Annotated in this window: 26 protein-coding genes; 11 read left to right on the top strand and 15 right to left on the bottom strand. The window is 63.7% G+C overall.

Translation table 11 applies throughout. From position 1 onward, the window contains the following. Positions 1-104: 104 nt before the first annotated feature. Positions 105-395, bottom strand: a complete 291-nt coding sequence (locus JQK88_RS22770) for a hypothetical protein (protein ID WP_203279499.1) — start codon at positions 393-395, stop codon at positions 105-107. Between the two features lie 290 nt (positions 396-685). On the opposite strand from JQK88_RS22770, the gene JQK88_RS22765 reads away from it, so the two are divergent. The 3 genes from JQK88_RS22765 to JQK88_RS22755 all read left to right on the top strand — a co-directional run bounded on the left by JQK88_RS22765 (position 686) and on the right by JQK88_RS22755 (position 3,480). After that, positions 686-859 (top strand): hypothetical protein, encoded by a 174-nt coding sequence (locus tag JQK88_RS22765; protein ID WP_203279498.1) that lies wholly within the window; start codon positions 686-688, stop codon positions 857-859. A gap of 43 nt (positions 860-902) precedes the next feature. Continuing rightward, positions 903-1,385, top strand: a complete 483-nt coding sequence (locus JQK88_RS22760; RefSeq protein WP_203279497.1) for a pyridoxamine 5'-phosphate oxidase family protein — start codon at positions 903-905, stop codon at positions 1,383-1,385. 1,207 nt (positions 1,386-2,592) lie between these two features. Continuing rightward, positions 2,593-3,480 carry an alpha/beta fold hydrolase gene (locus JQK88_RS22755; RefSeq protein WP_203279496.1) on the top strand — a complete coding sequence of 296 codons (888 nt, stop codon included), beginning with the start codon at positions 2,593-2,595 and terminating at the stop codon, positions 3,478-3,480. A 25-nt stretch (positions 3,481-3,505) separates the two neighbouring features. Here the strand turns inward: JQK88_RS22755 and JQK88_RS22750 are convergent, their stop codons facing one another. The 7 genes from JQK88_RS22750 to JQK88_RS22720 form a co-directional block, all read right to left on the bottom strand. After that, positions 3,506-3,889 (bottom strand): response regulator, encoded by a 384-nt coding sequence (locus JQK88_RS22750; RefSeq protein WP_203279495.1) that lies wholly within the window; start codon positions 3,887-3,889, stop codon positions 3,506-3,508. After that, a complete protein-coding gene (locus JQK88_RS22745) occupies positions 3,882-4,934 on the bottom strand; it encodes an HWE histidine kinase domain-containing protein (protein ID WP_203279494.1) in 1,053 nt (350 codons plus the stop codon). The genes JQK88_RS22750 and JQK88_RS22745 overlap by 8 nt, the downstream gene beginning before the upstream one ends. An 81-nt stretch (positions 4,935-5,015) precedes the next feature. After that, on the bottom strand, positions 5,016-6,086 hold the full coding sequence (locus tag JQK88_RS22740) for a sensor histidine kinase (RefSeq protein ID WP_203279493.1): 1,071 nt from the start codon (positions 6,084-6,086) through the stop codon (positions 5,016-5,018). 782 nt (positions 6,087-6,868) lie between these two features. Beyond that, a complete protein-coding gene (locus tag JQK88_RS22735; protein WP_203279492.1) occupies positions 6,869-7,699 on the bottom strand; it encodes a metal ABC transporter permease in 831 nt (276 codons plus the stop codon). Continuing rightward, entirely contained in the window at positions 7,683-8,477 is a 795-nt protein-coding gene (locus JQK88_RS22730) for a metal ABC transporter ATP-binding protein (protein ID WP_192248837.1), read from the bottom strand. The genes JQK88_RS22735 and JQK88_RS22730 overlap by 17 nt, the downstream gene beginning before the upstream one ends. Positions 8,478-8,519: 42 nt before the next feature. Next, positions 8,520-9,401, bottom strand: a complete 882-nt coding sequence (locus JQK88_RS22725; RefSeq protein ID WP_203279491.1) for a metal ABC transporter solute-binding protein, Zn/Mn family — start codon at positions 9,399-9,401, stop codon at positions 8,520-8,522. Positions 9,402-9,700: 299 nt separating this feature from the next. Then, complete coding sequence (locus tag JQK88_RS22720) at positions 9,701-10,762, bottom strand: maleylacetate reductase (RefSeq protein ID WP_203279490.1); 1,062 nt, start codon at positions 10,760-10,762, stop codon at positions 9,701-9,703. A gap of 308 nt (positions 10,763-11,070) precedes the next feature. On the opposite strand from JQK88_RS22720, the gene JQK88_RS22715 reads away from it, so the two are divergent. The 6 genes from JQK88_RS22715 (at position 11,071) to JQK88_RS22690 (ending at position 17,905) form a co-directional block, all read left to right on the top strand. After that, positions 11,071-11,955 carry an AraC family transcriptional regulator gene (locus JQK88_RS22715; RefSeq protein WP_192248846.1) on the top strand — a complete coding sequence of 295 codons (885 nt, stop codon included), beginning with the start codon at positions 11,071-11,073 and terminating at the stop codon, positions 11,953-11,955. Between the two features lie 230 nt (positions 11,956-12,185). Further along, positions 12,186-13,244, top strand: a complete 1,059-nt coding sequence (locus JQK88_RS22710) for an ABC transporter substrate-binding protein (protein WP_192248849.1) — start codon at positions 12,186-12,188, stop codon at positions 13,242-13,244. A 92-nt stretch (positions 13,245-13,336) separates the two neighbouring features. Continuing rightward, positions 13,337-14,161, top strand: a complete 825-nt coding sequence (locus JQK88_RS22705) for an ATP-binding cassette domain-containing protein (protein WP_203279489.1) — start codon at positions 13,337-13,339, stop codon at positions 14,159-14,161. Further along, positions 14,158-15,417: a sugar ABC transporter permease gene (locus JQK88_RS22700; protein WP_192248854.1), complete on the top strand. Its 1,260-nt coding sequence runs from the start codon at positions 14,158-14,160 to the stop codon at positions 15,415-15,417. Before JQK88_RS22705 ends, JQK88_RS22700 begins: the two co-directional genes overlap by 4 nt. Positions 15,418-15,442: 25 nt before the next feature. Beyond that, a complete protein-coding gene (locus tag JQK88_RS22695; RefSeq protein WP_203279488.1) occupies positions 15,443-16,171 on the top strand; it encodes an SDR family oxidoreductase in 729 nt (242 codons plus the stop codon). Positions 16,172-16,297: 126 nt separating this feature from the next. After that, a complete protein-coding gene (locus tag JQK88_RS22690; RefSeq protein ID WP_192248860.1) occupies positions 16,298-17,905 on the top strand; it encodes an FGGY-family carbohydrate kinase in 1,608 nt (535 codons plus the stop codon). Between the two features lie 16 nt (positions 17,906-17,921). Here the strand turns inward: JQK88_RS22690 and JQK88_RS22685 are convergent, their stop codons facing one another. From JQK88_RS22685 to JQK88_RS22655, 7 genes are all read right to left on the bottom strand, one after another. After that, positions 17,922-18,854, bottom strand: coding sequence for a phosphatidate cytidylyltransferase (locus JQK88_RS22685; protein WP_203279530.1), 933 nt, complete (start codon positions 18,852-18,854; stop codon positions 17,922-17,924). A 34-nt stretch (positions 18,855-18,888) separates the two neighbouring features. Continuing rightward, positions 18,889-19,557, bottom strand: a complete 669-nt coding sequence (locus JQK88_RS22680; protein ID WP_203279487.1) for a lysophospholipid acyltransferase family protein — start codon at positions 19,555-19,557, stop codon at positions 18,889-18,891. Positions 19,558-19,561: 4 nt separating this feature from the next. Further along, the gene (locus JQK88_RS22675) at positions 19,562-19,993 is read right to left on the bottom strand and encodes a hypothetical protein (RefSeq protein ID WP_203279486.1); all 432 of its coding nucleotides are present in this window, start codon (positions 19,991-19,993) and stop codon (positions 19,562-19,564) included. Then, entirely contained in the window at positions 19,990-21,336 is a 1,347-nt protein-coding gene (locus JQK88_RS22670; protein WP_203279485.1) for a phosphatase PAP2/dual specificity phosphatase family protein, read from the bottom strand. Before JQK88_RS22670 ends, JQK88_RS22675 begins: the two co-directional genes overlap by 4 nt. A 4-nt stretch (positions 21,337-21,340) precedes the next feature. After that, positions 21,341-23,164 carry a bifunctional alpha/beta hydrolase/class I SAM-dependent methyltransferase gene (locus tag JQK88_RS22665; RefSeq protein WP_376740442.1) on the bottom strand — a complete coding sequence of 608 codons (1,824 nt, stop codon included), beginning with the start codon at positions 23,162-23,164 and terminating at the stop codon, positions 21,341-21,343. Next, complete coding sequence (locus tag JQK88_RS22660; RefSeq protein ID WP_203279484.1) at positions 23,164-23,766, bottom strand: CDP-alcohol phosphatidyltransferase family protein; 603 nt, start codon at positions 23,764-23,766, stop codon at positions 23,164-23,166. Before JQK88_RS22660 ends, JQK88_RS22665 begins: the two co-directional genes overlap by 1 nt. 150 nt (positions 23,767-23,916) lie before the next feature. Continuing rightward, positions 23,917-24,399: a hypothetical protein gene (locus JQK88_RS22655; RefSeq protein ID WP_312037314.1), complete on the bottom strand. Its 483-nt coding sequence runs from the start codon at positions 24,397-24,399 to the stop codon at positions 23,917-23,919. A gap of 221 nt (positions 24,400-24,620) precedes the next feature. Between JQK88_RS22655 and JQK88_RS22650 the strand changes: the two genes are divergently transcribed. Then, complete coding sequence (locus JQK88_RS22650) at positions 24,621-25,994, top strand: NfeD family protein (RefSeq protein WP_203279483.1); 1,374 nt, start codon at positions 24,621-24,623, stop codon at positions 25,992-25,994. Then, on the top strand, positions 25,991-26,749 hold the full coding sequence (locus JQK88_RS22645; protein ID WP_192248875.1) for a slipin family protein: 759 nt from the start codon (positions 25,991-25,993) through the stop codon (positions 26,747-26,749). The genes JQK88_RS22650 and JQK88_RS22645 overlap by 4 nt, the downstream gene beginning before the upstream one ends. Positions 26,750-26,776: the final 27 nt, after the last annotated feature.

Here is a 26,776-nt window from a genome sequence, read left to right as displayed (position 1 = left end):
GACGTCGTCAGGGTTCCTGATCGGCTCGTCGTCAGGGTTGCCTGGCCGCGCATAAAAATGGCGGGCATTTCTGCCCGCCATCGGATCTTCGCGATTGGCCGCGCCTAGTTGGCGCCGCCGAGCTGCTTGGTCATCTTGCAGAAATCGTCATGCGCCTTGGCGATTGCCTCGTCGCCGCATTCCTTGGTCATGCCGGCGCGATCTTCTTCCTTCATCGCCAGCCAGGCGACCTTGAATTCTTCAGCCGGCCGCATGGTCTTCATACCGGCGTCGGTGAAGAAAGGCGACATTTTCGCCGGGTCGTCGAGCGCCCCGCCGGTTGTGCTGCCGGCGATTGCTGCGCCGGTCATCATCGTAAGCGCCATCGCGCCCATGCAAAGCTTCTTGATGTTCATGATATTTCTCCTGATTGCCTTTCGGATGGTCCAAGCAGCGATCGAAGGAAGAACGGAACCGTCTGGAACAAGGTTCCATAAATTCGCAAAAATTTGGAATCACATTGCTTAGCAGGTAATGACGATAAAATATTTTTTCCAATCTGAGATTTTCAGCCGGCTGATGGGCAGGCGCCCGAGACATGGCCTGCGACCCTGCTTTTATGCCCTGTCGCGACATTGGCGAGTCATTGCGCTCGCAGCGGAACCGATCGCCATCTCCGGCGGTTGTGTCCACAGGAAGGCGGCCCATGCCCCTCACGGTTCGAACCGCACTCTGCGAAATCCGCGACGACCTCCATGCCTTGCGCAGGACGGTGGCTGCGCGCGGCCAAATCGAGACCATCCAGGCCATCGATGCGCTGATCGGCGTCGCCGAGTCGGAGGCGGTCCGCGCCATTCGGCGCATCGATCTCGCGGCCTGATTTTCAACGCAAACACTTTCAACGAGTATCGACGGGAAGAACAATGGACATCAGGGAGATGACGCAGCAGGAATGCACCGCCATGCTGAAGTCGGCCAGGCTCGGCCGACTGGCCTGCGTCCGCGACAACAGGCCTTACGTGGTTCCGATCCACTTTGCCTTCGGCGACAATTTCATCTTCAGCTTCTCGCTGCCGGGCAAGAAGGTCGAATGGATGCGAGAGAACCCGCGTGTCTGCCTGCAGGTCGACGATGTCGGCACCGTTCATGGCTGGAAGAGCGTTGTCGTCGACGGCCTGTTCGAGGATCTGCCCAAACCGCCCGCGCTCGACAGCACGATTCCGGCCAGGGATCAGCAGATCCCCGCGTCCAATCATGACCGGGAATTTGCCTGGTCGCTGCTGCAGAAGCACGCCAATTGGTGGGAGCCGGGAGCATTGAAACCCGGCCAGCAGGCCGGTTCGGGCAGCCATCTGTTCTACCAGATCAAGATTGAGACGATGTCGGGGCGGCAGGCATATCGCTAGACCACTGCCCGAGAGGACGATGGGGCACCAGTCGCGGCGAGGCGATCGCAGGATCTGGAACGTCTTGGCGCTCGAACGCGTTTATGTCCATTAGGGAGTATCAAAAAAATGGCCATTCAAACGGATTACCGAACGAATAGAGCCGACTATGCGATTGCAGCAAAGCCGAAGCTGACTGGCGCCGCTGTTGAGGCTGAGGCGAAAAAGAAGGCAGTGCGACTTAACGATCAGCGCTCCGCCAGGCTTTCAGCAAATCCATCGGATACATCGGACAAGCCCAGACCCCGGTCGCGCGGCTAATTTTCGGCGCCCAACGCCGCCGCCTTAATATTGTCCCCAGTACCGAAGCTTTGCGGATGGAGCGGCGCGTTTTCCACGATGGTGATCCCGACCGAATGAGGCACCGCCTTGCGAAGCGGCGTTTGCGGGCAGGGCCGTCTCTCCTCCTGTTTCAGGAACACCGCAGAAATTCCCAGGCGCAAAAAAACCCGCGTCCGGAGGGGGTCGGGAGGCGGGTTCTTTAACGACCAAGCGCTTTGGGACGCTCGATGTACCTATCAACGCACCAGCAAGGCGTTTGTTCCCTTGGAAGACAGTTAGTCGATAATCTGCACAAACTCGTGGTGGCTTCGCCTTGGAATGCGTCGCGGGACTGGCGAGCCCTTGGCGCTAACTCTGGCCAACGCCTATCATTCCACGTCGCCTAAACGCGGCGTCACCACCGATCGGCAATTTCGTGAGACCAGGAGGACACAAAAAAGCCCACGCCTCCGGCGGAGGACGCGGGCCGATCGGGCGGCGTGCGGGAACCAAAGCCTCCGGACTGGGCGATGATCTTTGTTGTCAGTACCAGCGTCCGCGGCCGTAAAAGCCGCCGCCGCCGAGTACTAGAACAATAAGAACGATGACCAGAATTGTGGTGATATCCATATTCGTCTCCTATGCGCGGCGCCGGCGTTCGGCGTATGCCGCTCTTGCCTGGCCAGTGACTTGTGCCTGCCGTAAACCGGGTGGCCTAACGCAAGCCGAAAAAGCTCATTATTACCAGGACAATAACCACGGCTCCGACCAACCAAATAATGCTGTTCATGACGGCCCGCCTTTTTCTTGGGCTGCGGCAAAACAATTGCCACTCAATACAACGGCCGCGCGGCGTTCTTGTTCCAAAGGGCGGAACCTTCGGCCGTAGCCAAGGTTTAGCTACTTGATGTTCGAAGGTTTCCGGCTTGAGACAATCCAGCTGCCCGAGGCGACGCTTCGGGTCCGGCACGGCGGTGCGGGGCCGCCGGTTCTGCTTCTGCATGGCCATCCACGTACACATGCCACCTGGCACCGTGTCGCCCCGCTTCTCGCCGAAAACCATACGGTGGTTTGTCCCGATCTCCGTGGTTTCGGGCAGTCTTCGATCCCTGAGGACACCCCCGACCACGCAGGTTCATCAAAGCGTGCGAAAGCGGGTGACTGTGTCGCGCTCATGCGCCATCTGGGTTTTGAGCGCTTTGCCGTCGCCGGGCACGACCGCGGAAGCTACACCGCTTTCCGGACGGCGATGGATCATCTGTCCGCGGTAACGCATCTCATCGTCATGGACGGCGTTCCGATCCTGGAAGCGCTGGAACGATGTGACGCCCGTTTCGCTGCCGACTGGTGGCACTGGTTCTTCTTTGCCCAGCCCGACAAGCCGGAACAGGCGATCATGGCCAACCCGCAAGCCTGGTATGGCGGCTCCGCCGAACAGATGGGCGCGGAGGCGTTTGCGGATTACAGGGCGGCAATTCTCGACGCTCGTGTCGTCCATGGCATGATCGAGGACTATAGGGCAGGCCTCTCGCTTGACCATTTGCACGACGCCGATGACCGAAGCGTCGGCCGGCGGATCCAATGTCCCACCATGGTTTTATGGTCGATGCGTGATGATCTTGAACGGCTCTATGGCGATGTTCTTGGTGTATGGCGCCCGTGGACGACAAGTTTGCAAGGCAAAGGCATGGACTGCGGACATCATATGGCTGAAGAGGCGCCAGAGGCGCTCGCGGCAGAAATACTTGCCTTCCTGCGTTCCACCTGGCTCTATCCGTCAGGCGCAATGGCCTGACAGCCGGCAAACAATGCTCCCATAGTCAGGGAGCAAGAAGGTGGTCGAGTTTTGCGGTCAATTCGTCAAAGCTGAACGGCTTGCGAAGCACGCCACGATTGCTGAAGCCTTCGCGCATGTCGCGATCGTTGTTGCCGGTCGAGTAGATGAACGGCACGCCATGCTTGGCAAGCGCGTCGGCCACAGTGTGGCTGTCGTCGCCATCCAGATTCATGTCCAGCATGGCGGCATCGAAGACCTGCGCCTCGATCAGCGCGAGGGCCCTTTCGATCGTGGCGGCTGAGGTCACGGATTCGCAGCCAAGGTCGCCCAGCATGTCCTCGATCATCATCAGGACCAGAATTTCATCCTCGACAACGAGGAGGCGACGGCCGGAAAGAAGTTTATCTCCAGACAGGAGTTTATCCATCGCGTGATCCCGGTACCGGAATGTTCATCGTGCAAATCAACCCGTCCGGACGATAGTCGAGTTGCACAGTGCCTTCGAGTTCGTGGGTCAGGCCGCGCTCGATCACACGCGAGCCGAACCCTTTTCGCAGCGGCCGCGCAATCGGCGGCCCGTCCTTCTCTCGCCAGGAAAGGACCAGCAATCGGCCATCGGGCGTCGGCTCGATCGTCCAGTCGATCCGGATCGAACCCTTGTCATTGGAAAACGCGCCGTATTTCACCGCGTTGGTTGCGAGTTCGTTGAAGGCGATGCCAAGCGCCAGGGCCGCCTTGGTCGAGAGGCGAATGTTCTCGCCTGAAATCACCAGGCGCTCCGCCTGCCCGTCACTGACCCCGAACGGTTCCAGGGCATCGCGCAGCACGTCAAGCAGCCCGGCGCTGTGCCAGTTTTCGCGGGTCAGCAAATTATGCGACCGGGAGAGCGCAAACAACCTGGACTCGACGGCTTCGCGGATCGCCCGCGGGTCGGAATTGGCGCGCGACGCCTGCCAGACGATCGACTGAACCGTTGCGAGCGTGTTCTTGACGCGATGGTTCAGCTCTTCGATCAGCATTTTGGACTGCGCCTGCTCCTGCTTGTGTTTGGTCAGATCGACGAAGGAGGTAAAATACTGGACGATGGCGCCGCTCTTGTCTCGCACAGGACTGGCGAAAAGCCCCGCCCAGAATTCGCTGCCATCCTTGCGCCTGTAGAGGATTTCCGTGCCCGCCTGCGCGTTGGCTTCGAACTCGAGCTCGATGCGTTTGAGCGCTCCGGCGTCGGTGGCGTCCGCCATCAGGAAATTGAAGGGCTGGCCGAGGACCTCTTCCCTGGCGTATCCGGTCAAGGCGAGGAAGGCGTCATTGGCAAAAATGATCGGATTGGCGGGTTCCTTTGCATCGGTGAAAACCATCGCCATTCGTGTCGTCTCGGCGGCAACCACGAACGGGCCGAGGTCGTCGTGAAAGCCCTCGACCTCGGCTTCGGCATCCTTCTGCTCGTCGGACTTGGCAACTATCTGCGACATATCGGCTATCGATCCCGCCTTTGGTGGAATTCAATCTGATGGCGAAGCCGAGCCAAGGCTCCCGCTACCGGGTGGACCGCGCTACGCCGCGCGCGGCACCCGCGAGATGAACGTCGCCCTGGTCACCGACACGCTGGTGCCGTTGTTGTCGCTGATGACCTCGATCTTGGCCTCGAGCTGCTTGACCAGCGCCTCGACGATGGCTGTTCCCAGGCCCGCACTGGCGACAATGGTGGCGGGCTTGCCGGCGCCGTTGTCGGACACAGTCAGCTTCCAGTCGCTGCCATCGGTCTCGTAAGTGACCTGGATCAGCGCCTTGGCCTTCTCCATCGGGAAGGCATATTTGATCGCATTGAGAACCAGCTCGGTGACGATCAGGCCGAGGCTCACTGCCTTTTGCGAATCGATCCTGCCGCCTTGCGCCGTGACGTTGACCTCGATCGGCTGGACATCGCCGACCATGGACGAGGCCAGGCTGCTGCACAGCTTCGACAGATAGGACACGACGTCGATCTCTTCGAGTCCGGCCTCTGTGTGGAGGTGGCGCTGCACTTCGGCCACCGACAGCACCCGCTGATGCGCGTCCTTCAGATGCTGGCGGGTTTCCTCCGAGGTGACCGAGCGCGCCTTCAGCAAAAGGATGCTGGCGATGATCTGCAGGCTGTTGGCGACCCGGTGCTCCATCTCGCGCAGCAGCACATCCTTTTGCCGCAGCAATTCTTCGGTGCGGGCAAGCAGCTCCTCCTTTTCCTTCTCGATGGAACGGCGGGCCGTGATGTCGTTGAAGGCAAGCAGGATGGTGATGGCTGAACTGTGATCGTAGAGTACCTTGCGCGCGTTCAGCAGCATCGTGCGGTGGCCGATGGTGGGGAAATCATAATCGACCTCGAAGCCGTCCATGGCGGTCTTCTCGGGGATGATCGTCTCCAGCAACAGACGCAAGGCGGGAATATCCCATTGGCCGTCGCCGAGCGCATAAAGCAAGGCGCCGTGCGTCTGTTCCGGGTCGACCTTGAAGGTCTGATAGAAGGAGCGGCTGGCCGCCAGCACATGAAACTTTTCGTCGAGCACGAGGAAGGGCTCGACAATCGTATTGACAATCGCCTGCGCCAGCGTCTGCGCGTCCTCGATATTCGCGATGGGGTGGAACAAGGCTCAAAGCCGATCTGGAGGCGCACCGCCTCCGCTCAACCTCTTCTCTTACACCATTGCCAGGCAGGAGTCGCGAATTGAATCGATCCGGCCGGTGCCGACGCGATGTTGTGATTTCCTTGCGCAGTCGCCAGCGTCCCCCTCATCCCGTCGGGAAGAGGAGGACGTAGCAAAGCGAATATCGGTTAAGGGGGCGTCACCTCGTTCGCTTCGAACCGATGCGGATCGGAAAGCTGAGACGATGGCGTTCGGCGGTGCCTTGTCGATGAGGTCGCCTGTCAGGATCGCCGCACCGCTGCCGGCGACCTTGCGATGGTTAGCCAAGAGCGAGCGGCGCACTCCGAGAGTGCATGCCGCCCGTCCGGCGCCGGGCCGTCAATGCTGTTGTAACGAAACCCCCCAGCCCCGTCTCAACCGCCACGGCCATGGCGTGACCCATGGCTTGGTATACGCATGCACCCCCGCGGTCTGTCAACGCCCGCCCAGAGGGATGCCGGGAGGTCGATTTTGTGCCTCCCGGCTGGCTTTCCGGCCAACTGCCCAGGGGCCGTCTGTCAGGCAAAAATCGTTGTAAGTGGCGTTTTTCCGGGCTTTCCCGTGGCTCCGGAGTGGCGCCGCGGCGTCACTTCCGTCGCGATCTAGGCGCTTGAATCGATTTGCCTTTCCCGGCTGAAACGTTTCAGGAGGCTGGTTTTCAACCTGACTTTTTTTGGGTGTAATTCCCCAACGTCCGTTTTGGGCTTTACTAGCCGGTCTGGCCGATCCGCCGCCCGGCATTGCAATCAGGGATTGCCTTCGGCCAATCGCGCCTCCGGTGCGGACGCCGAGCGCCGCGCCATGCCGCTGATGACATAGGCGGCAGCGCCCAGCGCCGTGATCCAGAAGCTGGTCGGCCAGTCGGTCAGGAAGGCGAGCGACAGGCTGATCCACGCGATGACGACGGCAAGCGCGATCGAGGCCAGCACGCCGGCGGCGACGCCGCTGGTCAGCCTGAGCGCGGTGGCGGCGGGCGCCACCATCAGCGCGAAGACCAGCAGCACACCGACGATCTGCACCGCCTCGGAGGTGGCGACGGCGACCAGCACCATGAACAGGGTCGATACCAGGGTGATCGGCACGCCGCGCGCTTCGGCGAGTTCCGGCTGCAGGCTGGCGAACAGCAGCGGCCGGGCGATCAGCACCAAAGCGGCGAGGATTGCCACCGCCAGCACCGCCAGCACGATGACGGTGCGCAGGCTGATGCCCAGCACATTGCCGAACAGCACGTTGGTCGCCTGCGAGGCGAAGGCGGTGTAGAAATGCAGAAACAGCAAGCCGAGACCCAGCGACAGCGTCAAAACGATGCCGATGGCGACGTCGCGATGCGCGCGTTCGCCAAGCAGTCCGATACCGATGCCGGCAGCGATCGTGAACACGGTGAGACCCAGAAACGGCGACAGCCCGATCAGGCCGGCACCGGTGGCGCCGGGAAAGCCGACATGGGAGAGCGCATGGCCGGCGAAGGTCTGGCCCCTGAGCACGAGGAAATAGCCGACTGCGCCCGAAACGATGCCGACAATGGTGCAGGCATAGAAGGCGTTGCGCATGAATTCATAGTCAAAGATCGTGGACATGCGCCCCGCTTTCCAGTTCGACATCGTCGGCCATGACGAAGATGCGGCCGGCGACGCGCACCACATTGATGTGGGTACCGTAGAGCTTCGACAGCACCGGTCCGCTGATGACCTCGTCGACGGAGCCGATCGCGGCCTTGCCATTGCCGAGATAGAGCACGCGGTCGACGGCGCGCAGCAGCGGGTTGATCTCGTGCGAGCAGAACAGCACCGCTATGCCCAGCCGTTCGCCGATCTCGTGCACCAGATCGATGATCGCGCGCTGATGCGCCGCGTCGAGGCTGATCAGCGGCTCGTCGAGCAGAAGCAGTTGCGGATCGCCGATCAGCGATTGCGCGATCAGGATGCGCTGGCGCTCGCCGCCGGAAAGTTCGCCCAGCGGCCGCCGCGCGAGATCGGTGGCGCCGATTGCTTGCAGCGCCTTCCACGCGGCTTCTTTCTCGGCGCTGGACGGGACCGGCCAGCCCCAGCGATGCCCGCCGACAGCACTCAGCACAAAGTCGAGGCCGCTGATACCGACATCGCTCAGCGCGCGCCGCGCCTGCGGCATATAGCCGATTGCGGCATTGCCGCGCGTTGGCGGTTTGCCGAGCACCGAGATGGCGCCGCCGGCCGGCTTGATCAGGCCGAGTATGGCGCGCAGCATCGTCGTCTTGCCGGCGCCATTGGCGCCGAGCAGGCCGATAAAGGCGCCTTGCGGAATCGAAAAGGAGACGTCGGATAAAACCCGGCGTCCCCCATAGGTCAGGGTGACCTTGTCGAATTCAATTGCGTTCATTCAGTCACGTTTATTGGCAGTCACGTTCATTGGCAGTCACATTCATTGCGTGCGGGCTGCGAGCGCCTCCTGGACGGCGTCGATCTGGCCGCCGAACCAGGTCTGGATCGTCTGTCCCGCCGGTTCCGTCTCGGTGACGCCGATGACGGTGACCTTGTTCTGTTTTGCGATGTCGAGCAACCTTGTCGTTGCCTCGTCGGTCACCTGCGAATTGTAGAACAGGATCTTGGCCGAGCCGTCCTTCAGGCTGTTCTCGAACGTCGCCACCTGGGTGGCGCTCGGCTCCGCGTCGTTCATCAGGGCCACCTGGAAATCATAGTTCAGCATTTTGAGGCCGAGCGCTTCCGCCATGTAGCCGAACACCGGCTCGGTGGCGGTCACCTCGGTGCCGGCATAGGTCTTCTTGACGTCAGCGATTTCCTTGTCAATGGCCTGGAGCGAGGTCTGGAAGGCCTTCAGGTTCGCCTCGTAATGCACGGCATTGGTCGGATCGCGCTTGGCAAGATCGGCGCTCAGCGCCTTGGCGATGGCCGGCAGCGTCGCCGGGTCATACCACAGATGCGGATTGTCGCCCGACTTCTTGCCGATCAGGTCGGCGGCAACGATGGTCGTGCGGTCTTTGCTGGTCGAGGCTGACAGCAGCTTGTCCATCCACGGATCGTAGTCGGCGCCGTTGTAGATGATGATCTTGGCGTCGGCGATGATGCGCGCCGTCGACGGGCTGGTCTCGAACAGATGCGGATCGTCATCGGGACTGGCCAGGATGCTGGTGACCGTGACATTGCTGCCGCCGATCTGCCGGGCGAGGTCGCCATAGAAATTCTCGGCCGCCACGATGGTCAATTTGTCTTCAGCGCGGGCGGCCGTGCCGGTCAAAAGCGGCACCGCAACCAGCAGCGCGGCGAGAAAGGGAATGGGGCGCATCCTTGGTCTCCTTGCAGTCTGGAAGGCACGTCGCCGGAGAGGCGGCGCCGTGTAACTGTATAACAGTAACAATATAACGTTTGCGTCAAAAATACGGCCGATGTCAATGGGCTTTTTCAGCGGAGCACTTTTTCGCGCGCACAAAAGCGTGAGCGGCCCGCGCCGATCTGGCGGGGCCGCTCATGCCCTGCCGGCGATGTGTGAAAGGGCAGGGCGATCGCCGGCACCGCGAGGCCGCGAGCACGCCGGTCGCGGCGGTATTCCTGATGAATTCGCGGCTGGTAAGTTCCTTGTTGCCGTCAGTTTTGCGGACGCCTTCCCTCCCACGCGTCCTGCAAAAGAGCGCGGATTGCGGCGCGGTCGAAAGGCCGCGGATTCCAGTATGGGTTCCTGGTCGCGATCTCGGCGGCGCGGTCGAGATCGGTCTGCTTGAGGCCGAGTTCTTTCAATGTCAGGGGCGCGCCGACGGACTTCGCGAAATCATGCAGGCCGCCACCGGCGCTGCGGCCAAAAATGTCGGCGACTGGCTTTAGCAGGTCTGGCACGGCAACAGCGTTGAAGCCGATCGTGTGCGGCAGCATCACCGCATGGGTCTCGGCATGCGGCATGTCGAAGGAGCCGCCCAGCGTGTGGCAGATCTTGTGATGCAGCGCCATGCCAACGGTGCCAAGCACCGTGCCGCACAGCCATGCGCCATAGAGCGCGTCGCCACGTGCGTCGAGATTTCTAGGCTCCTTGACCAAGACCGGGAGCGCCGTCTTCAGCGCGCGCAGCCCTTCGGTCGCCATCAAGGTGGAGATCGGATTGCGGTCCTGCGCGTAGAGCGCTTCCGCCGCATGCGCCATGGCGTTGAGGCCGGAGGTGACGCTCATCGCCGCCGGTAGTCCGGTGGTCAATTCCGGATCGTAGATCACCACTTCCGGCAGGATCTTTGCGTCACGCATTGTGGTCTTTTCGCCATTCTCGGTCTGGCCGAGGATCGGCGTCACCTCCGAGCCGGCATAGGTGGTCGGGATGACGATCTGCGGCAGGTCGGTACGCCAGGCGATCGCCTTGCCGAGTCCGGTGGTCGAGCCACCGCCGAGTGCGACGACGCAGTCGGCCTTGACCTCCTGTGCCTTCGACATCGCCGCTTCGGTCACATCGACCGGCGTGTGCATGGCGGCGTCCGAAAAGGTGCCCGCCGCCAGCGCGCCGAGCGACTTGGCAAGCGCCTCGCCATCGGCAGCCCGATGCGGCGTTGACAGCACCAGCGCGCGCTTGCAGCCGAGCTTTTCGATCCAGATGCCGACCTCGGAGGACGCGCCATTGCCGAAGACGATATGCGCCGGGCTGCCGGAATAGGTGAACGTCCTTGCCATACCGCTCCGCTCCCTTTGAACACCATCAGTATGACCAAGCCGAAATCGAGCGACCAGCCCTCGCTGTCGGCGACACGTTTGCGTAGTCACCGTCTCGCAAGCGGGGCCTGATCTCTCCCGCGTACTCGCAAACGTATCGCCCTGACCACAAAAATGTCAAAAAAGTATCAGTCAGGTGGACACACCGTGGTGGCGGCGGCAAGGATTGCCGCCTAAGCTTTGATCACTGCAGAGAGCGGCAAACGCGGCCTGCGGGAGAGGGCACTGCAACTGGTCGCATGACCGGACCGGCGCCGGGAGGAACTGACATGAATCCGGACTTGGAAGTCGTCCAGATCAGACGTGGCGAGTCGTTCAAGGCCTGGGCCCACGGTTACCCCTTCCACACCGTGCGCTGGCACTTCCATCCCGAATACGAAATCCATCATGTCGTCGCGACGTCAGGCCGCTATTTCGTCGGCGACTTCATCGGCGAGTTCGAGCCCGGCAACCTCGTGCTCACCGGTCCGAACCTGCCGCACAATTGGGTCAGCGATGTTCCGCCTGGCACCAGCGTGCCGCTGCGCGGCCGCGTCGTGCAATTCTCGCAGGAGTTCATTGCCGATGCCACGACGGCGCTGCCGGAGCTTGCCGGCTGCGCGCCCATCCTCGAGCTCAGCCGCCGCGGCGCTTTGTTCTCCACTGCCACTGCTAAGCTTGCCGCACCTGTGCTGGCCGAACTGGTCGAAGCGCAAGGCGTGCGCCGAATCGCGTTGTTCATGGAGCTCATCGACATCTTGAGCCGCGCCGCCGATGTGCGGACGCTGACCAGCGCCAGCTATCTGCCCGATCCCTCCGGCTTCATGTCGGCCGGCGTCAACAAGGCGCTTGCCTATATCAATGCCAATCTGACCGAGCCGTTCAGCGAGAGCGATCTGGCGGCGATTGCCGGGCGCAGCCCGAGCGCGTTTTCGCGCAGCTTCCGTCGCCACACCGGCATGGCGCTGGTGCAATATGTCAACCGGCTGCGCATCAACCTCGCCTGTCAGTTGCTGATGAGCGAGGCCGACATGCCGATCACCGAGATCTGCTACGCCGCCGGCTACAACAACATCTCGAATTTCAACCGCCAGTTCCTGACGCAGAAAGGCATGTCGCCTTCGCGCTTCAGGGCCTTGCTGGCGGAAAACATCAGTGCGGAGATTGCCGCCTAACAGGGAGGACCGGGAGGAGCTTTAGACATTTTGGGAAGAAAGGACGCGGGGCGTGCGTTGGAGGTGCCCCGTGCTGGAGATTGCTTGTCCTGAAATCCAGCGATATCAAGAGGATGCGCAGCACAGATCAAGTGCGTCGTCGTTCCTCGCAACAGTTCGACTTGCAGTCAAGGCCCGGCGCACCATGTGGTGACAGGGCTTCGTGAAACAATTGAAACGGAGATATCAGAATGACCAGATTTGCTTCGACGGGAGCCATTGCGCTCACGCTTTCTCTCCTCAGCGGCACCGCCGCCTTCGCCGCCCCTGTCACCGATGCCACGGTCGCCTTCCTGATGCCCGACCAGGCCTCGACGCGCTACGAGCAGCACGACTATCCCGGCTTTGCCGCCGAGATGAAAAAGCTCTGCCCCGGCTGCAAGGTGATCTACCAGAACGCCGATGCCGACGCCTCACGCCAGCAGCAGCAGTTCAACTCGGTGATCTCGCAGGGCGCCAAGGCGATCGTGCTCGACCCGGTCGACTCGACCGCTGCTGCCTCGCTGGTCAAGCTGGCGCAGAGCCAGGGCGTCAAGGTCATTGCCTATGACCGGCCGATCCCGACGGCACCGGCCGACTTCTATGTCTCGTTCAACAATGAAGGCATCGGCAAGGCCATCGCCGACTCGCTGGTAGAACACCTCAAGGCGCTGAAGGTCGATCCGGCCAGCGGCGGCCTGCTGCAGATCAACGGTTCGCCGACCGACGCGGCCGCCGGCCTGATCAAGAAGGGCATTCACTCGAGCCTCGACAACAGCGGCTACAAGATCCTTGCCGAATACGACACGCCGGAATGGGCGCCGCCGAAGGCGCAGCAATGGGCAAGCGGCCAGATCACCCGCTTCTCCACCCAGATCGTCGGCGTTGTCGCCGCCAATGACGGCACCGGTGGCGGCGCCATCGCCGCCTTCAAGGCGGCCGGTGTCGATCCGGTGCCCCCGGTCACCGGCAATGACGCGACGATTGCCGCACTGCAGCTGATCATCGCCGGCGATCAGTACAACACCATCTCCAAGCCCAGCGAGATCGTGGCCGCAGCTGCCGCCAACGTCGCCGTCCAGCTTCTGTCGGGCGAGACGCCGAAAGCCGAAATGACCCTCTACGACACCCCTTCGCAGCTGTTCACGCCGGCGGTGGTGACGCAGGAAAACCTCAAGGCCGAGATCATCGACAAGAAGATCAACACCGCCGAAGAGCTCTGCGTCGACCGCTATGCCGAAGGCTGCAAGAAGCTCGGCATCACCAACTGATCCGATTATCCTGATCCTGACTTCCGGCTGCCTTTGCGGCGGCCGGAAGTCCGCAGCCACTCTTGACCGGTCATCCGGAAAGGTTTGCCACTATGTCTGACATCTTTGACGGACCGGTTTCGGCAGGCGAGCTGGTGCTCAGCCTGCGCGGCATTTCGAAGAATTTCGGCGCCGTTTCGGCGCTCACCGATATCGATCTCGACGTTCATGCCGGCGAGGTGGTGGCGCTGGTCGGCGACAATGGCGCCGGCAAGTCGACGCTGGTCAAGATCCTCGCCGGCGTCCACCAGCCGACGTCGGGCACCATCAATTTCCGCGGCAAGCAAGTGACCATGCCCGACCCGAGCGCTGCCTTGACGCTCGGCATCGCCACCGTCTTCCAGGATCTGGCGCTGTGCGAAAACCTCGATGTCGTCGCCAATATTTTTCTCGGCAAGGAGCTCAGCCCGCTGCGGCTGGACGAGGTGGCGATGGAAATCCGCGCCTGGACGCTGCTCAACGAATTGTCGGCGCGCATTCCAAGCGTGCGCGAGGCGGTCGCCTCGTTGTCCGGCGGCCAGCGCCAGACCGTGGCGATTGCCCGCTCGCTGCTGCTCGACCCCAAGGTCATCCTGCTCGATGAGCCGACCGCCGCGCTCGGCGTCGCCCAGACGGCGGAGGTGCTGAACCTCATCGACCGGGTGCGCGAGCGCGGCCTCGGTGTGCTGATGATCAGCCACAATATGGAGGACGTGCGCGCCGTCGCCGACCGCATCGTCGTGCTCAGGCTCGGCCGCAACAACGGTGTCTTCGAACCCGACGCCTCCAACCAGGAACTGGTCAGCGCCATCACCGGCGCCGCCAACAATGCGGTGTCGCGCCGCGCCGAACGGCGCAAGGCAGCCGAACAAGCGCACAATCAGGAGCAGCGGCCATGAGCGCGGAGCCCAAGCAGGACATCTCCTCGTCAACGGCGCTAGACCGCAGCGACGTGCGCGTCAAGCACCAGGCCGGCGTCGGTGGCGCGATCAGCGCCTTCTTCGACCGCGTCCGCTCCGGCGACCTCGGCTCGCTGCCGGTGATCGTTGGTCTCGTCATCATCTGGAGCGTGTTCACCGCCCTCAATCCGGTCTTCGTTTCGTCAAGCAACCTGGTCAATTTGTTGTTCGACTGTTCGACCGTCGGCGTCATCGCGCTCGGCATCGTCTGCGTGCTGATGGTCGGCGAGATCGACCTGTCGGTCGGCTCGATCAGCGGTTTTGCATCGGCCATGGTCGGCACGCTGTGGGTCAACCAGGGCTGGCCGGTGGCGCTCGCGATTGTCGCTGCACTCGCAGTCGGCGGCTTCATCGGCGCACTCTATGCCTTGCTGTTCAACCGGCTCGGCATGCCAAGCTTCGTCTCGACGCTGGCCGGCCTGCTCGCGGTCCTCGGCTTGCAGCTCTACATCCTGGGCTCCACCGGCTCGATCAATCTGCCCTATGGCTCGAACCTGGTGAATTTCGGCCAGTTGCTGGTCATGCCGGATTGGCTGTCCTATGCGCTGGCGGCCGTTCCCGGCATCGTCATGCTGATCACCGGCCTGCGCACCGTCAGCCGCCGTCGCGCCGTGAATTTGTCGGCGCCTTCGGTCGGCGGCCTCATCGTGCGGGTCGCCGCCTTGACCATCCTGCTCGAGCTGATTGTCGGCTATCTCAACCAGGCGCGCGGCATACCGTGGATGTTCGGCCTGTTCGTCGGCCTGGTGGTGGCGATGAACTATGCGCTGACCCGCACCCAATGGGGCCGCTCGATGACCGCCGTCGGCGGCAACCGAGAAGCGGCGCGCCGCGCCGGCATCAAGGTGCGCTCCATCTATCTCAGCGCCTTCGTCATGTGCTCGATGTTTGCCGCCCTTGGCGGGGTGCTGTCGGCGGCGCGGCTGGCCTCGGCCAGCCAGCAGGCCGGCACCGGCGACGTCAACCTCAACGCCATCGCGGCGGCGGTCATCGGCGGCACCAGCCTGTTCGGCGGCCGCGGCAGTGCCTACTCCGCGCTGCTCGGCATCATCGTCATCCAGTCGATCGCCAGCGGGCTGACCTTGCTCGATCTGTCGTCGTCGCTTCGTTACATGATCACCGGCGCCGTTCTGGCGATCGCGGTCATCGTCGACTCCCTGGCACGCCGCTCGCGGGTTTCCCACGGCCGCGCCTGAACGCAATCATAACTCGAGGATAAAAATGGCTCAGGATTTGAGTGGAAAAGTCGCGGCGATCACCGGCGCCGCCTCGGGCATCGGGTTGGAATGCGCCAGGGCGCTGATTGCTGCCGGTGTGCGCGTCGTGCTCGTCGACCGCGCCGAGGACGCCTTGAAGGGCGTCTGCGCCGAACTCGGTCCCAACGCGATCCCGCTGGTGATCGATCTGATGAAGCCGGCCAGCGTCGCGACGATGATGCCGCAGATCCTGGAGAAAGCCGGCCAGCTCGATATCTTCCACGCCAATGCCGGCGCCTATGTCGGCGGTCCGGTGCTCGACGGCGACCCCGATACATGGGACCGGGTGCTGAACCTCAACATCAACGCGGTGTTCCGTTCCATCCACGCCGTGCTGCCGCACATGGTCGAACGCAAGACCGGCGACATCATCGTTACCTCTTCGATCGCCGGACTGGTGCCGGTCGTCTGGGAGCCGATCTATACCGCCTCCAAACACGCCGTGCAGGCCTTCGTCCACACCGTGCGCCGGCAGGTCGCCCCGCACGGCCTGCGCGTCGGCGCGGTGCAGCCGGGGCCAGTGGTGACGGCGCTGATCAGCGATTGGCCGAAGGACAAGCTTGATGATGAACTGGCCAAGGGCGGCCTGATTCAACCCGTCGAGGTCGCCGAAGCCGTGATGTTCATGCTGACGCGGCCACGCAACGTCACCATTCGGGATCTGGTGATCCTGCCGCAGAGCAATGATTTGTGAGGCAGTAGGGGTTAGGCAGTGAAATAGGCGAAAGACACCCTTGCAGCCCACTGCCAGCGCCCGATCCTCTCCTACTGCCTACTGCCTACTGCCTACTGCCTACTGCCTAACTTTCGAGGTCCCCCCATGTCCCACTTCCTCGGCATCGACGTCGGCACCGGCAGCGCCAGGGCAGGGGTGTTCGATAGCAAGGGCACCATGCTCGCCTCGGCCAAGCGCGACATTGCTCTGTTCATCGAACCCGGCGAAGTTGCCGAGCAGTCGAGCGAGGACATCTGGCGCGCCGTCTGTGCCAGCGTGCGCGAGGCGGTGACGAAGTCGGGGCTCGCCGGGCGCGACATTGCCGGCATCGGCTTCGACGCCACCTGCTCGCTGGTTGTGGTCGGCAAGGGCGGCGCGCCGTTGCCGGTTGGCCGGTCCGGCGATAAAGAACGCAACATCATTGTCTGGATGGATCACCGCGCGCTCGACCAGGCGCAGCGCATCAATGCCGGCAAGCACGCCGTGCTCGACTATGTCGGCGGCACCATTTCGCCGGAGATGGAGACGCCGAAGCTGCTGTGGCTGCGGGAAAACCTGCCCGCCACCTTCGATGCAGCGGAGCATTTCTTCGACCTGACCGACTATCTGACCTGGCGATCGACCGGCAGCCTGGCGCGTTCGATCTGCACGCTGACTTGCAAATGGACCTATCTCGGCCATGAGCGGCGCTGGGACGACGCCTATTTCCGTGCCATCGGTCTCGGCGCGCTCGCCGACGAAGGTTTCGCGCGCATCGGCACCGAAGTGGTCGAAGGCGGCACCGCGCTGGCTCAGGGTCTCACCGGAGCGGCCGCCGCCGATCTCGGCCTGCTGCCGGGAACGCCGGTCGCCGCCGGCCTGATCGACGCCCATGCCGGCGGTGTCGGCACGGTTGGCGGCACAGGTTCGGTCGGCACGCTGGAGTCACGAATGGCCTATGTTTTCGGCACCTCGGCCTGCACCATGGCCAGCACCCGCGAGCCGGCTTTCGTGCCGGGTGTCTGGGGCCCGTATTTCTCCTCGATGGTGCCGGGTCTCTGGCTCAACGAAGGCGGTCAGTCGGCGGCGGGTGCTGCGATCGACCATCTCGTCGCTTTCCATCCGGCCTCGGCTGAAGCATCTGCAAAAGCCAGGGCGGAAGATCTCGGCCTGACGGCCTGGCTTGGCCGGCAGGCGGCAACGCAGTCGACCGACCTATCAGCAGTCGTGCATCTTGCTGAAGGGCTGCATGTCGTGCCGGAATTCCTCGGCAACCGCTCGCCCTTCGCCGACCCCGAGACCAAGGCGCTCATCGCCGGGCTGGGTATGGACACGTCGCTCGACAGCCTGGTCGCGCTCTATGTCGCCGGCCTGCTGGGCATCGGCTATGGCGTGCGCCAGATCGTGGCGGCGATGGCCAACAAGGGCATCGCCATCGACACCATCGTCGTCAGCGGCGGCGCCGCGCAGAGCGACCTGGTGCGCCAGTTGTTGGCCGACACGACAGGGCTGACGGTGGCCGGATCGACCTCGCCCGAACCGGTGCTGCTCGGCTCGGCCATACTGGCCGCGGTGGCGGCGCAAAAATATCCCGACGTGATTGCAGCGATGACCGGCATGTCGCGCATCGGCGACATCTATCGCCCGGCCGGCGGCGATCTCGTGCCCTGGCACGACAAGCGCTTCGCCGCGTTCGAGTTGCTGCAGCAGGCAGGCCGCGCGATCCGCGATTGAAGGAGCGCGCTTCCCCTCACACCGTCCAGAAATAGCGGACGATGTGAAAGAACACCGGCGCGGCGAAGACCAGGCTGTCGGCACGGTCCATCATGCCGCCATGGCCTTCGATGAGGTGGCCCCAGTCCTTGACGCCCTGGTCGCGCTTGATGGCCGACGCGACCAGACCGCCGAGAAATCCCATCAGGCAGGCGATGAAGGCGACGCCTGCCGCCGCCAGCGGCGAGAACGGCGTGAGGAACGACAACAGCGCGCCGAGCAGGCTCGACGCCACCAGCCCGCCAATCAGCCCTTCCCAGGTCTTTGACGGCGAAACGGAGGGCGACAGCAGATGCCGGCCGAACAGCTTGCCGAAAATATACTGGAAGACGTCGCTGCCTTGCACGGTGATGATCAGGAAGGCGATGAGCAACAGGTTGCGGCCTTCGAAACCGGGCACGTTCAGTGTCAGCAGCGCCGGCACGTGGCTGACGCAGTAGACCGAAATCATGACCGCCCATTGTTGCGCCGACACGCGCTCGAGGAAGCGCTCGGTGTCGCCGTTGAGCGCCGTGATCGCCGGCATCAAGAGGAAGCAGTAGACCGGAATGAAGATGGTGAAGAGCCCATACCAGGCGGTCCACACCAGCCAGTACTGGTAGGGGATGATGATGCCGAACATGCCGAGCAGCACCCAGTGGTCGCTGCGCCGGCTGTGGGTCAGTGTCACGAATTCGCGCAGCGCCGCAAACGAGATCAGCGCAAACAGGATGGTCATGCCGGTGTGGCCGAAGAAGAAGGCGACGGTGATCGCCACCACCATCACCCACCAGGCGTTGATGCGCTGGTTGAGGTTGACGAGCGTCGAGGGCAGCGGCTTCGGCGCCCGCCACGACAGGATGCCGGCAACGATGCTGGCCGTGGTCAGCACACCGACCAGGCCGACCAGCAGGACGACGGTTTCATGCATTGGCGGCAGTGTCATGCGACGTCTCTGTTCATGGCTAGTCGTCCCGATCGGGGCGGGGGTCGAGCGACAGCAGCGTCTGGCGCGCACGCTCGAGGAAGGCGCGGCGTTCCTCGCCTGGCGCGATCGCCACCGGCGGACCGAAGACGACGCGGCACAGAAGCGGCACTGGCAGGAACTGGCCCTTGGGCAGCACGCGCGACATGTTCTCGATCCAGCACGGGATGAGCTCGACATCGGGCCGTGCCATCGACAGATTGTAGAGGCCGGAGCGGAACGGCAGCAGTTCCGCATCGGTCGTGTTGCGGGTGCCCTCGGGGAACAGGATCAGCGAATGTCCCTGGTCGAGCACCGACAGCATGATCGAGATCGGGTGCTGCGTTTCGTCGGTCCAGTGCCGGTGGATGAGCACGGACGACAGCATGTCCTCGGCAATGAAGCGGCGCAGCCGCGACTTGCCCCAATATTCGGCCGCCGCCACCGCATGCGTGCGGGCGCGCACCTTTTCGCTGAGGCAGGCCGACAAAAGGATGAAGTCGCCATGGCTGGCATGGTTGGCGAAGTAGATGCGCTGCCGCTCCGACGGCTGGCTGCCGTTCCAGATTGGCCGCACACCGGTCACCACCCAGGCCAGCGCCGACAGGCCGACCGAGGTCACCGTCTGCAGCAAGGTGAAAGTGTTGGCGCGAAGGTGAAGCTTGGTCATGGGCTCAAACAAACGCCGCGACGAGGCATGCCGCCGCAAACACCGCGAGCGCCATGCGCTGTCTTGTCAGCAGGCGTTGCGTGCCTGCCATGCGATGATCGAGCGAGCGGCCGCCGGCAGCGATGGGTTTCAGGCGCATGCGCGCCAGCACATCGTCGACCACGGCGCCGCCGGCGGCCTCGGTGGCGTGGCTCGCCATCAGCCGGAACAGCAGTGCGTCGAACAAAAGCAACGCCGAAAGAGCTAGCGTGGCCACGGCACTCGCCGCCGCGGCCAGCCAGGCGGCGGCAGACAGCGCTGTCGTCTGCGGGGCGGCTACCAGGCCGATAACCGGCGCCGCCATCAAGGCGGCCACCACCAGCAGAATCGGCCATGCGGCCTGCACCATCAGCCGGGCGGCGAAGACCTCGGCCTTCTCGGGAAACTCGCCATTCATGCCGGTTCGTCCGCCTCGCTATGAAGATGCACGGGCCGGCCCGATGCAGCGAGCTTTTTGCGCGCCTGTGCGGCTGTGTGCGAGCGCCCTGTCACAACCAGCCAGTCGGCGACGATGGCCGCGCTGCGCTGGAAGCCGAGCGCGCAGCAGACCAGCACGGTGCCGCGCCGGCGCGCCAGCTCGATCGCCGCCACCGCCCGCTCCAGCCTGTCATGCGGCGGTTCCACGAGGTCGAGCATGGCATAGCTGATCCATCGGCAGGTCGCGCCACCAGGCCGTTCCAGCTCGCCGGCAAGGTCGATCACGGTTCCGAACCGGTTGGCCTCGTCGGCGGTCGGAAAGCGGCCGAAGAAAACGCCGTCGGTGATTTCCGCTTGTGGCGCGAGTTCGCGGGTCCATGCCCAGACATTGACCCGGGCGCCAAGCCGGTAGGGCAGGAGCAGGAGGTGGCTGGCCAGCGAGACAGTGCCGTCGGCCGCCTTCTGGAACACTTTTGGGCCTGCTCCGGCATAGGCAAAGGCGATAATGGCCAGCGCCAGCGCCGGCCACAACAGGATGAGAAAATCGTCCGAGATAAAGGCGCCCGCGGCGGCGCCGGCAAAGGCAAGGACCGCGCCCAGCGCATAGTAGCCCGCCAGTCGCCTCGCCTTCGGGTCGGCGGTCAGCCGAAAACCCCGGAAAGGCAGTTCACCCTTTGCCGGAAACAGCCACAGAGCAAAGAGGCCGAGCAGGACGCCGGTCGGGATGTCGATGAAATGATGCTGCCAGGTCGTCAGCACCGAAGCGCCGATCAGAAAGCACCAGACATGCCAGACCGGTCTCAGAATGGCGCCGAGACGGTGACGTGCCAGAACGTGACGCCAGTGATCCCAGATGATCACCAGGAGTGCGATGTGCAGGGATGGCGCCTGGTTGAACGGTTTATCGAAACCGCCGAGCACCGCAAACAGGAAGCCTGGCAAGCCGCTGGTTGCCGGCCTCACGAAGGTCGCCGTCAGCGGAAACAGGATGAAGCAGGCGACGGCGACGACCTGCGCCGTCAGATAGCGGCCTGCGAGCCGGTCGACGCCGCGTCTGGTCGTGTTGAGTAGCAGCGACAGGCCATAGAACAGATTGATCGACCAGTAGGGCACGATCGTCCAGGCGACGAACGGGATGGCGTGTTCCCAGGCAAAGACGATGCTGCCGACATGGTCGCGCCGCGACGCCAGCCAGTTGGCGAAGCCATAGGTCGAGTAGAAGATCGGCGCCAGCAGCGCCAGCCAAAGTGCGGCCCGCAGCACGATGCCGAAATAGGGTTCCCGCGCCGGGGCGGGAGCAGGGTCGGTCACAGGCACGGCCATGGTCTCAGACGCGCCGAGCGACTGAAACGGTGAAGATGCCCCACTGGTCGATGCGCTGGTCGATCTTCTCGAAACCGGCCGCCGTCACCAGCTGGTCCATCTCTCCTTGCGTGCGCCGCCGCATTACCCAGGCCTGGCCGCCGCGATGCGAGGTCAGGCTGCGCGCGATCATTTCAAGCTGCGGATGCCAGGGCTGATTGGTGTAGATCAGCAGGCTGCCGGGCTGCATGGCGCTGGCCAGCCCATCGAGCGAGCGGGAAATCATCTGGTTGTCGGCGAACAATTCGTAGAGGCCGGAGACGATGGCGAGGTCCGGCGCCGGATTGAGCCGGGCCAGCATTTCGGCATCGAAGGCGTCGGCCTTGCGGAAAGAGACGCTGGTCGGCAAATCCCGGTCGGCGATCAGTTTGGAGCCCAGCCCGACATTAATGTCGGAATAATCCTGCAGCCGCACACTGGCCGGCGGCTCGGCGCATTTGGCGACGGCATCGAGCACGTAGCGGCCATGGCCGGCGGCAATGTCGACAATGTTGACGGGACGCCCGGCTGCCTTGAGCGCAGCGACAGCGTTGCCGATCAATTCTTCCAGATGCAGCTTGCGCTGGCGGATGCCGCGCCAGCCGATGGCGTCGAGGAAGGTGCGGTCGATCATGCGGCCGATGAAGCCGCTGCCGCGCGCCTCGTTCTCGTAGACATAGTCCAGCGTCGAGCCGGAATCGAAGCCGGTGACGATGCCCGTTTTCATGCCGGGTGACAGCCAGGCGCCCATGCGGATCGAGGCGCGGCTGATGGCCCAGTAGAGGCCTTTTGGCGACAGCAGCGCCAGCGGTGAGGCCAGCCGGTCGGCTTCGTCACGGGTATAGCTGGAGCGATCGGCCGAGGTCAGGTCGATTGTCTTGTCCGGTGCGGCGAACTGCTTTTCGAGGAACGGTCGGATAAGGTCCAGCGCCTGGCGGCGATCGCGTTCGCCCAGCGTATCGTGGAAAAAGCCGGGCAGCACATGCCGCTCCTTGGCGCTGCTGCCGAGATTGACGAAGAATTCGTGCTGCGGTGCATGCCGCACCACCCAGTCGCTGCCCGAGATCAACAGCTGCGTCGGCACGGTGATGGCACGGGCGTCCGAGACGATGCGGGCGGCGTGGTCATAAAGTTCGACCAGGATGTTGGAAGCGATCGGCCGCGTGATCAGCGGGTCGGCATCGAAGGAAGCAATGCGCTCGGCATCATGCGTCAGGAACTTCGCCTTGACGTAGGAATTGACGAAGAAGCGGCCCTTGAGCTTCTGCCACAGCGCAATGCCCTCCTTGGCGAAGGGCACGTAGAGCTTTACAGAAAAGGCCGGCGAGGCCACCACCAGTGCACGGATGTCGGGCGCATAATCATGCACCCAGGCGGCGGCAAGGACGGCGCCGAAGGATTGCGCGATCAGCGCGATGTCGTGCTGGCCAAAACCATCGCGGCCGATCTCGCGCACCAGGCAGTCGATGTCACGCACCAGCGCGGCAAAGGACGGCGCATAGCCGCGCTCGCCGGCCGAGCGGCCATTGCCGCGCGCGTCCCAGGCATAGAAGGCATGGTCGGGCATCGCGAGTTCGTCGACCAGATGCGCCATGCGGCCGCCATGCTCATGGCCGCGATGGAACAAAAGGATCGCGCCTTTGGGCGTCTGCCCGACCGCCGGCCAGTAGCGGTAAAAGATCTCGGTGCCGTCATGGCTTTTGAAGGTGCGCTCCTGCGCCACGCGCTCGAGGCTTGCCGGTGCTGCAGCAGCGATGGTCTGGTGGATCATGGTTTCCCTCTGGCGGCCGGGTCCCTGACGCTTCGGCATCAGGCGTCGCCCGCTCTAAGGCCGCTGCGTATCCGGTTGATGGCGGTTACGAGAGACAGTGTAGCCATGACCGGAAACACAAAGGGCGCGATCGCCTCGACCCACAGGCCGCAGGCGATGAGGAAGCCGACGACGCCCAGCGCCAGCGCCCGGTCGCTCTTGCCGAACGGCCCGGCATAGTTGCGCCCGCTGCCGGCGGCGACGCCGAGCACACCGGCGAACTCGACAAGCATCGCGGCGAGGGCGAAGGCCACGACACCCCAGGCCGGGAACAAAGTGGCAAAGGCCAGGATCAGCGCCAGGTCGGAGACGACGTCGCAGAGTTCGTTGAGATACATGCCGAGTTTCGAGGCTTGCCCGTGTTCCCTGGCCAGCATCCCATCAATGGCGTTGAGCGCCATGCGCACGAACAGCACCACCGGCATCAAAAGGAAAACCAAGGGATAGAAGGCAAGGATGGCAACCACCAGGCCGGTGGCGATGGAGAGCGCGGCGGCAAGAAGCGTGATCTGGTTGGCGGTGACGCCGGCGTCTGCCAGCCGGTCGGCCAGCGGCCGCAACCTGGCCTGAAAGGCCGGTTTCAGTGCATAGAGCGTAGGCATATGCGATCCCCCGACCGCGGCTCATGACAGTGTCGGCGAGATTGGTCAATCGCGGGGCGATACGCAAGGGGTGGGCCTCTTCACCGGCAAACAAAATGGCGGGCTCAAAGCCCGCCATCTCCATGCAGTAATTCGGTCAGGGCTATGGCCTCAGTCTGCCTCGCCGGAAGAGCTTTTGCCGCACTGCGCCATCACCTTGCCGATGGCAGCGCTCGACCCCGTCAACGGAAAGCTGTTCTCGCCATATTTGTCGGCCGTAACCGTGACGTCACCCTTGCCGCGCAACAATGCGAGCAGCGGATCGGTCGCACCTGACAATTCCAGCGTGAAATAATTGTACATTGCCTCGAGCTGGAGCGTCTTGGTGACGCTCTTGTCGCCGGCCTTGAAGGTGAAGGAGCCGCTGATGCCAGGCTCCAGCTGCTGGCCCGAGGCGCCGAGATCGTAGCTCAGCACCGGCTTGTCGAAACAGACCAGCATCAGATGCGCATCGGCCTTCGGTCCGCCGCACACCGAGGCCGTCAGCACGCTGCCGCCCTCGTCTTCCTCCATCTTCGCGGTCCAGCCGCACGGTGCCGCAAACACTGGCTGCGCGGCCTGGAGTGTGGCCGCGACGGCCACGATGAATTTCACCAATCCCCTTCTCATGGTCTCCCCCAGGCCACCCAGGCATCCGCGGCCCGGATCACAGAGAATAACTGAAGCCGGGCGTTGCGCCGATAGTTGGCGAAAACGGCTGCGGGCGCAATCCCCCGCTGAGATTGCGCGCTCAGCCGCGTTCGCCAAATCATCGGCACCACTCCCCATGGACTTCGCCAAAATACAACCCATATTGAATCTATGGAGCTTTGAGCGTGACCTTCGCGCGGGTGGCCCTTTTTGCTGCGGCCTTCGTTGTCGCGGCTGTCGTTTCTCCCTTCTCATCAGCCGAGAGCGAGAAGGTCGCGCTGAGCGTCGCCATCGACGGCGCCATCGGGCCGGCAAGTACCAGGCAATTCAAGGAAGCGCTTGATGTTGCCGCCAGGCGGGACGCCGAAGTCCTCATCCTTCAGCTCGACACGCCTGGCGGGCTGGTCACTTCGATGCGCGAGATGATCGCCGACATCCTGGCTTCGCCGGTGCCTGTCATCGGCTATGTCGCGCCGGCCGGCGGCCATGCGGCGAGTGCCGGCACCTATATCCTCTATGCCACCCATGTGGCTGCGATGGCGCCCGGCACCAATCTGGGCGCGGCGACGCCAGTCGAGATGGGTGGGCTGCCGTCGCTTCCCGGCGGCGACAAGAACAAGGGCGAGGAGAAGGACGCCACCGGGCGGCCGGCGAGCGACGCCATGATGGCCAAGGTAACCAATGATGCGGTCGCCTTGATCCGCTCGCTCGCCGAACTGCGCGGGCGCAATGGCGACTGGGGCGAAAAGGCCGTGCGCGAGGCGGCGAGCCTGTCGGCCAACGCGGCTCTGCAGGAGCATGTCATCGACTTTGTGGCCCGCGACACCACCGAGCTCCTGCAACTGGCCGATGGGCGCACGGTCGATGTGGCCGGCAAGAAACAGGTGCTGGCGACCAAGGGCCTGCCGGTCGAAACGCTGGAGCCCGGCTGGTTCATCCGGCTGCTCTCCGTCATCACCGATCCGAACATCGCCATCATCCTGATGCTGGTCGGCGTCTACGGCATCGTCTTCGAGTTCACCAGCCCCGGCGCGGTCGCGCCCGGCGTCATCGGCACGATCTGCCTCGTGCTCGGCCTCTATGCGCTCAATCTCCTGCCGATCAACTATACCGGCCTTGCCCTGATGCTGCTCGGTGTTGCCTTCCTCGTCGTCGAGGCCGTCAATCCCACAGTCGTGCTTGGATTCGGCGGCGTCGCCGCCTTCCTGCTCGGCGCCGCCATGCTGCTCAAGACTCAGGGGCCGGGCTTCGCGATGTCATGGGCCGTCATCGGCCCCGCCGCGGCGCTGACGCTGGGGCTGGCGCTGCTGACCGGCACCTTTGTCTGGGCGGCGCGCAAGAACCCGCCGCGCGTCGGCGGCGAGGCCATGCGCGGCCAGCCCGCCGAGATCCTCGACTGGCAGGGCGGTGAGGGCCATGTGCTGGCCTTGGGCGAGCGCTGGCGGGCGAAGGCCAACGGACCCGTCGCGCCGGGCGACAGCGTCGAGGTGACCGATGTCAGTGACCTCGTGCTGACAGTCAGGCGCCGCGAAGCGGGAGACAATGGAGCAATAAAATGATGATTGGTTACGTGGCCTATCTGATCCTCGCGCTGGTCGTGATCATGTTCCTGTCCGCGGCCATCCGTATCCTCAGGGAATATGAGCGCGGCGTGGTCTTCACGCTCGGCCGCTTCACCGGGGTCAAGGGTCCCGGCCTCATCCTCCTCGTGCCCTTCATCCAGCAGATGGTGCGGGTCGATCTGCGCGTGGTGGTGCAGGACGTGCCGCCGCAGGACGTCATCTCGCGCGACAACGTCTCGGTAAAGGTCAACGCGGTGCTCTATTTCCGCATCGTCGACGCCGAGCGGGCGATCATCCAGGTCGAGGACTTCATGGCCGCCACCAACCAGCTGGCGCAGACCACGCTGCGCTCGGTGCTCGGCAAGCACGAACTCGACGAGATGCTGGCCGAGCGCGACAAGCTCAACAGCGACATCCAGGAGATCCTCGATCAGCGCACCGATGCCTGGGGCATCAAGGTGTCCAATGTCGAGATCAAGCACGTCGACTTGAACGAAAGCATGATCCGCGCCATCGCCAAGCAGGCCGAAGCCGAGCGACTGCGGCGCGCCAAGGTGATCAATGCCGATGGCGAGCAGCAGGCGGCGGCAAAACTCGTCGAGGCCGGCAAGATGCTGGCGGCCGAGCCGCAGGCCATGCAGCTGCGCTATTTCGAGGCTTTGCACGACATCGCCGGCGAGCGCTCGTCCACGGTGGTGTTCCCGCTACCGGTGGATCTGCTCAGCCAGTTCCTGAAGCAGCAGGGGAAGTGAGCGAAGGCCTGAGTCGGCGCGACGGGC

Source organism: Mesorhizobium caraganae (assembly GCF_016836705.1).
Classification (GTDB): Bacteria; Pseudomonadota; Alphaproteobacteria; order Rhizobiales; family Rhizobiaceae; genus Mesorhizobium; species Mesorhizobium caraganae.
This window is presented reverse-complemented; position numbering and strand designations above follow the sequence as displayed.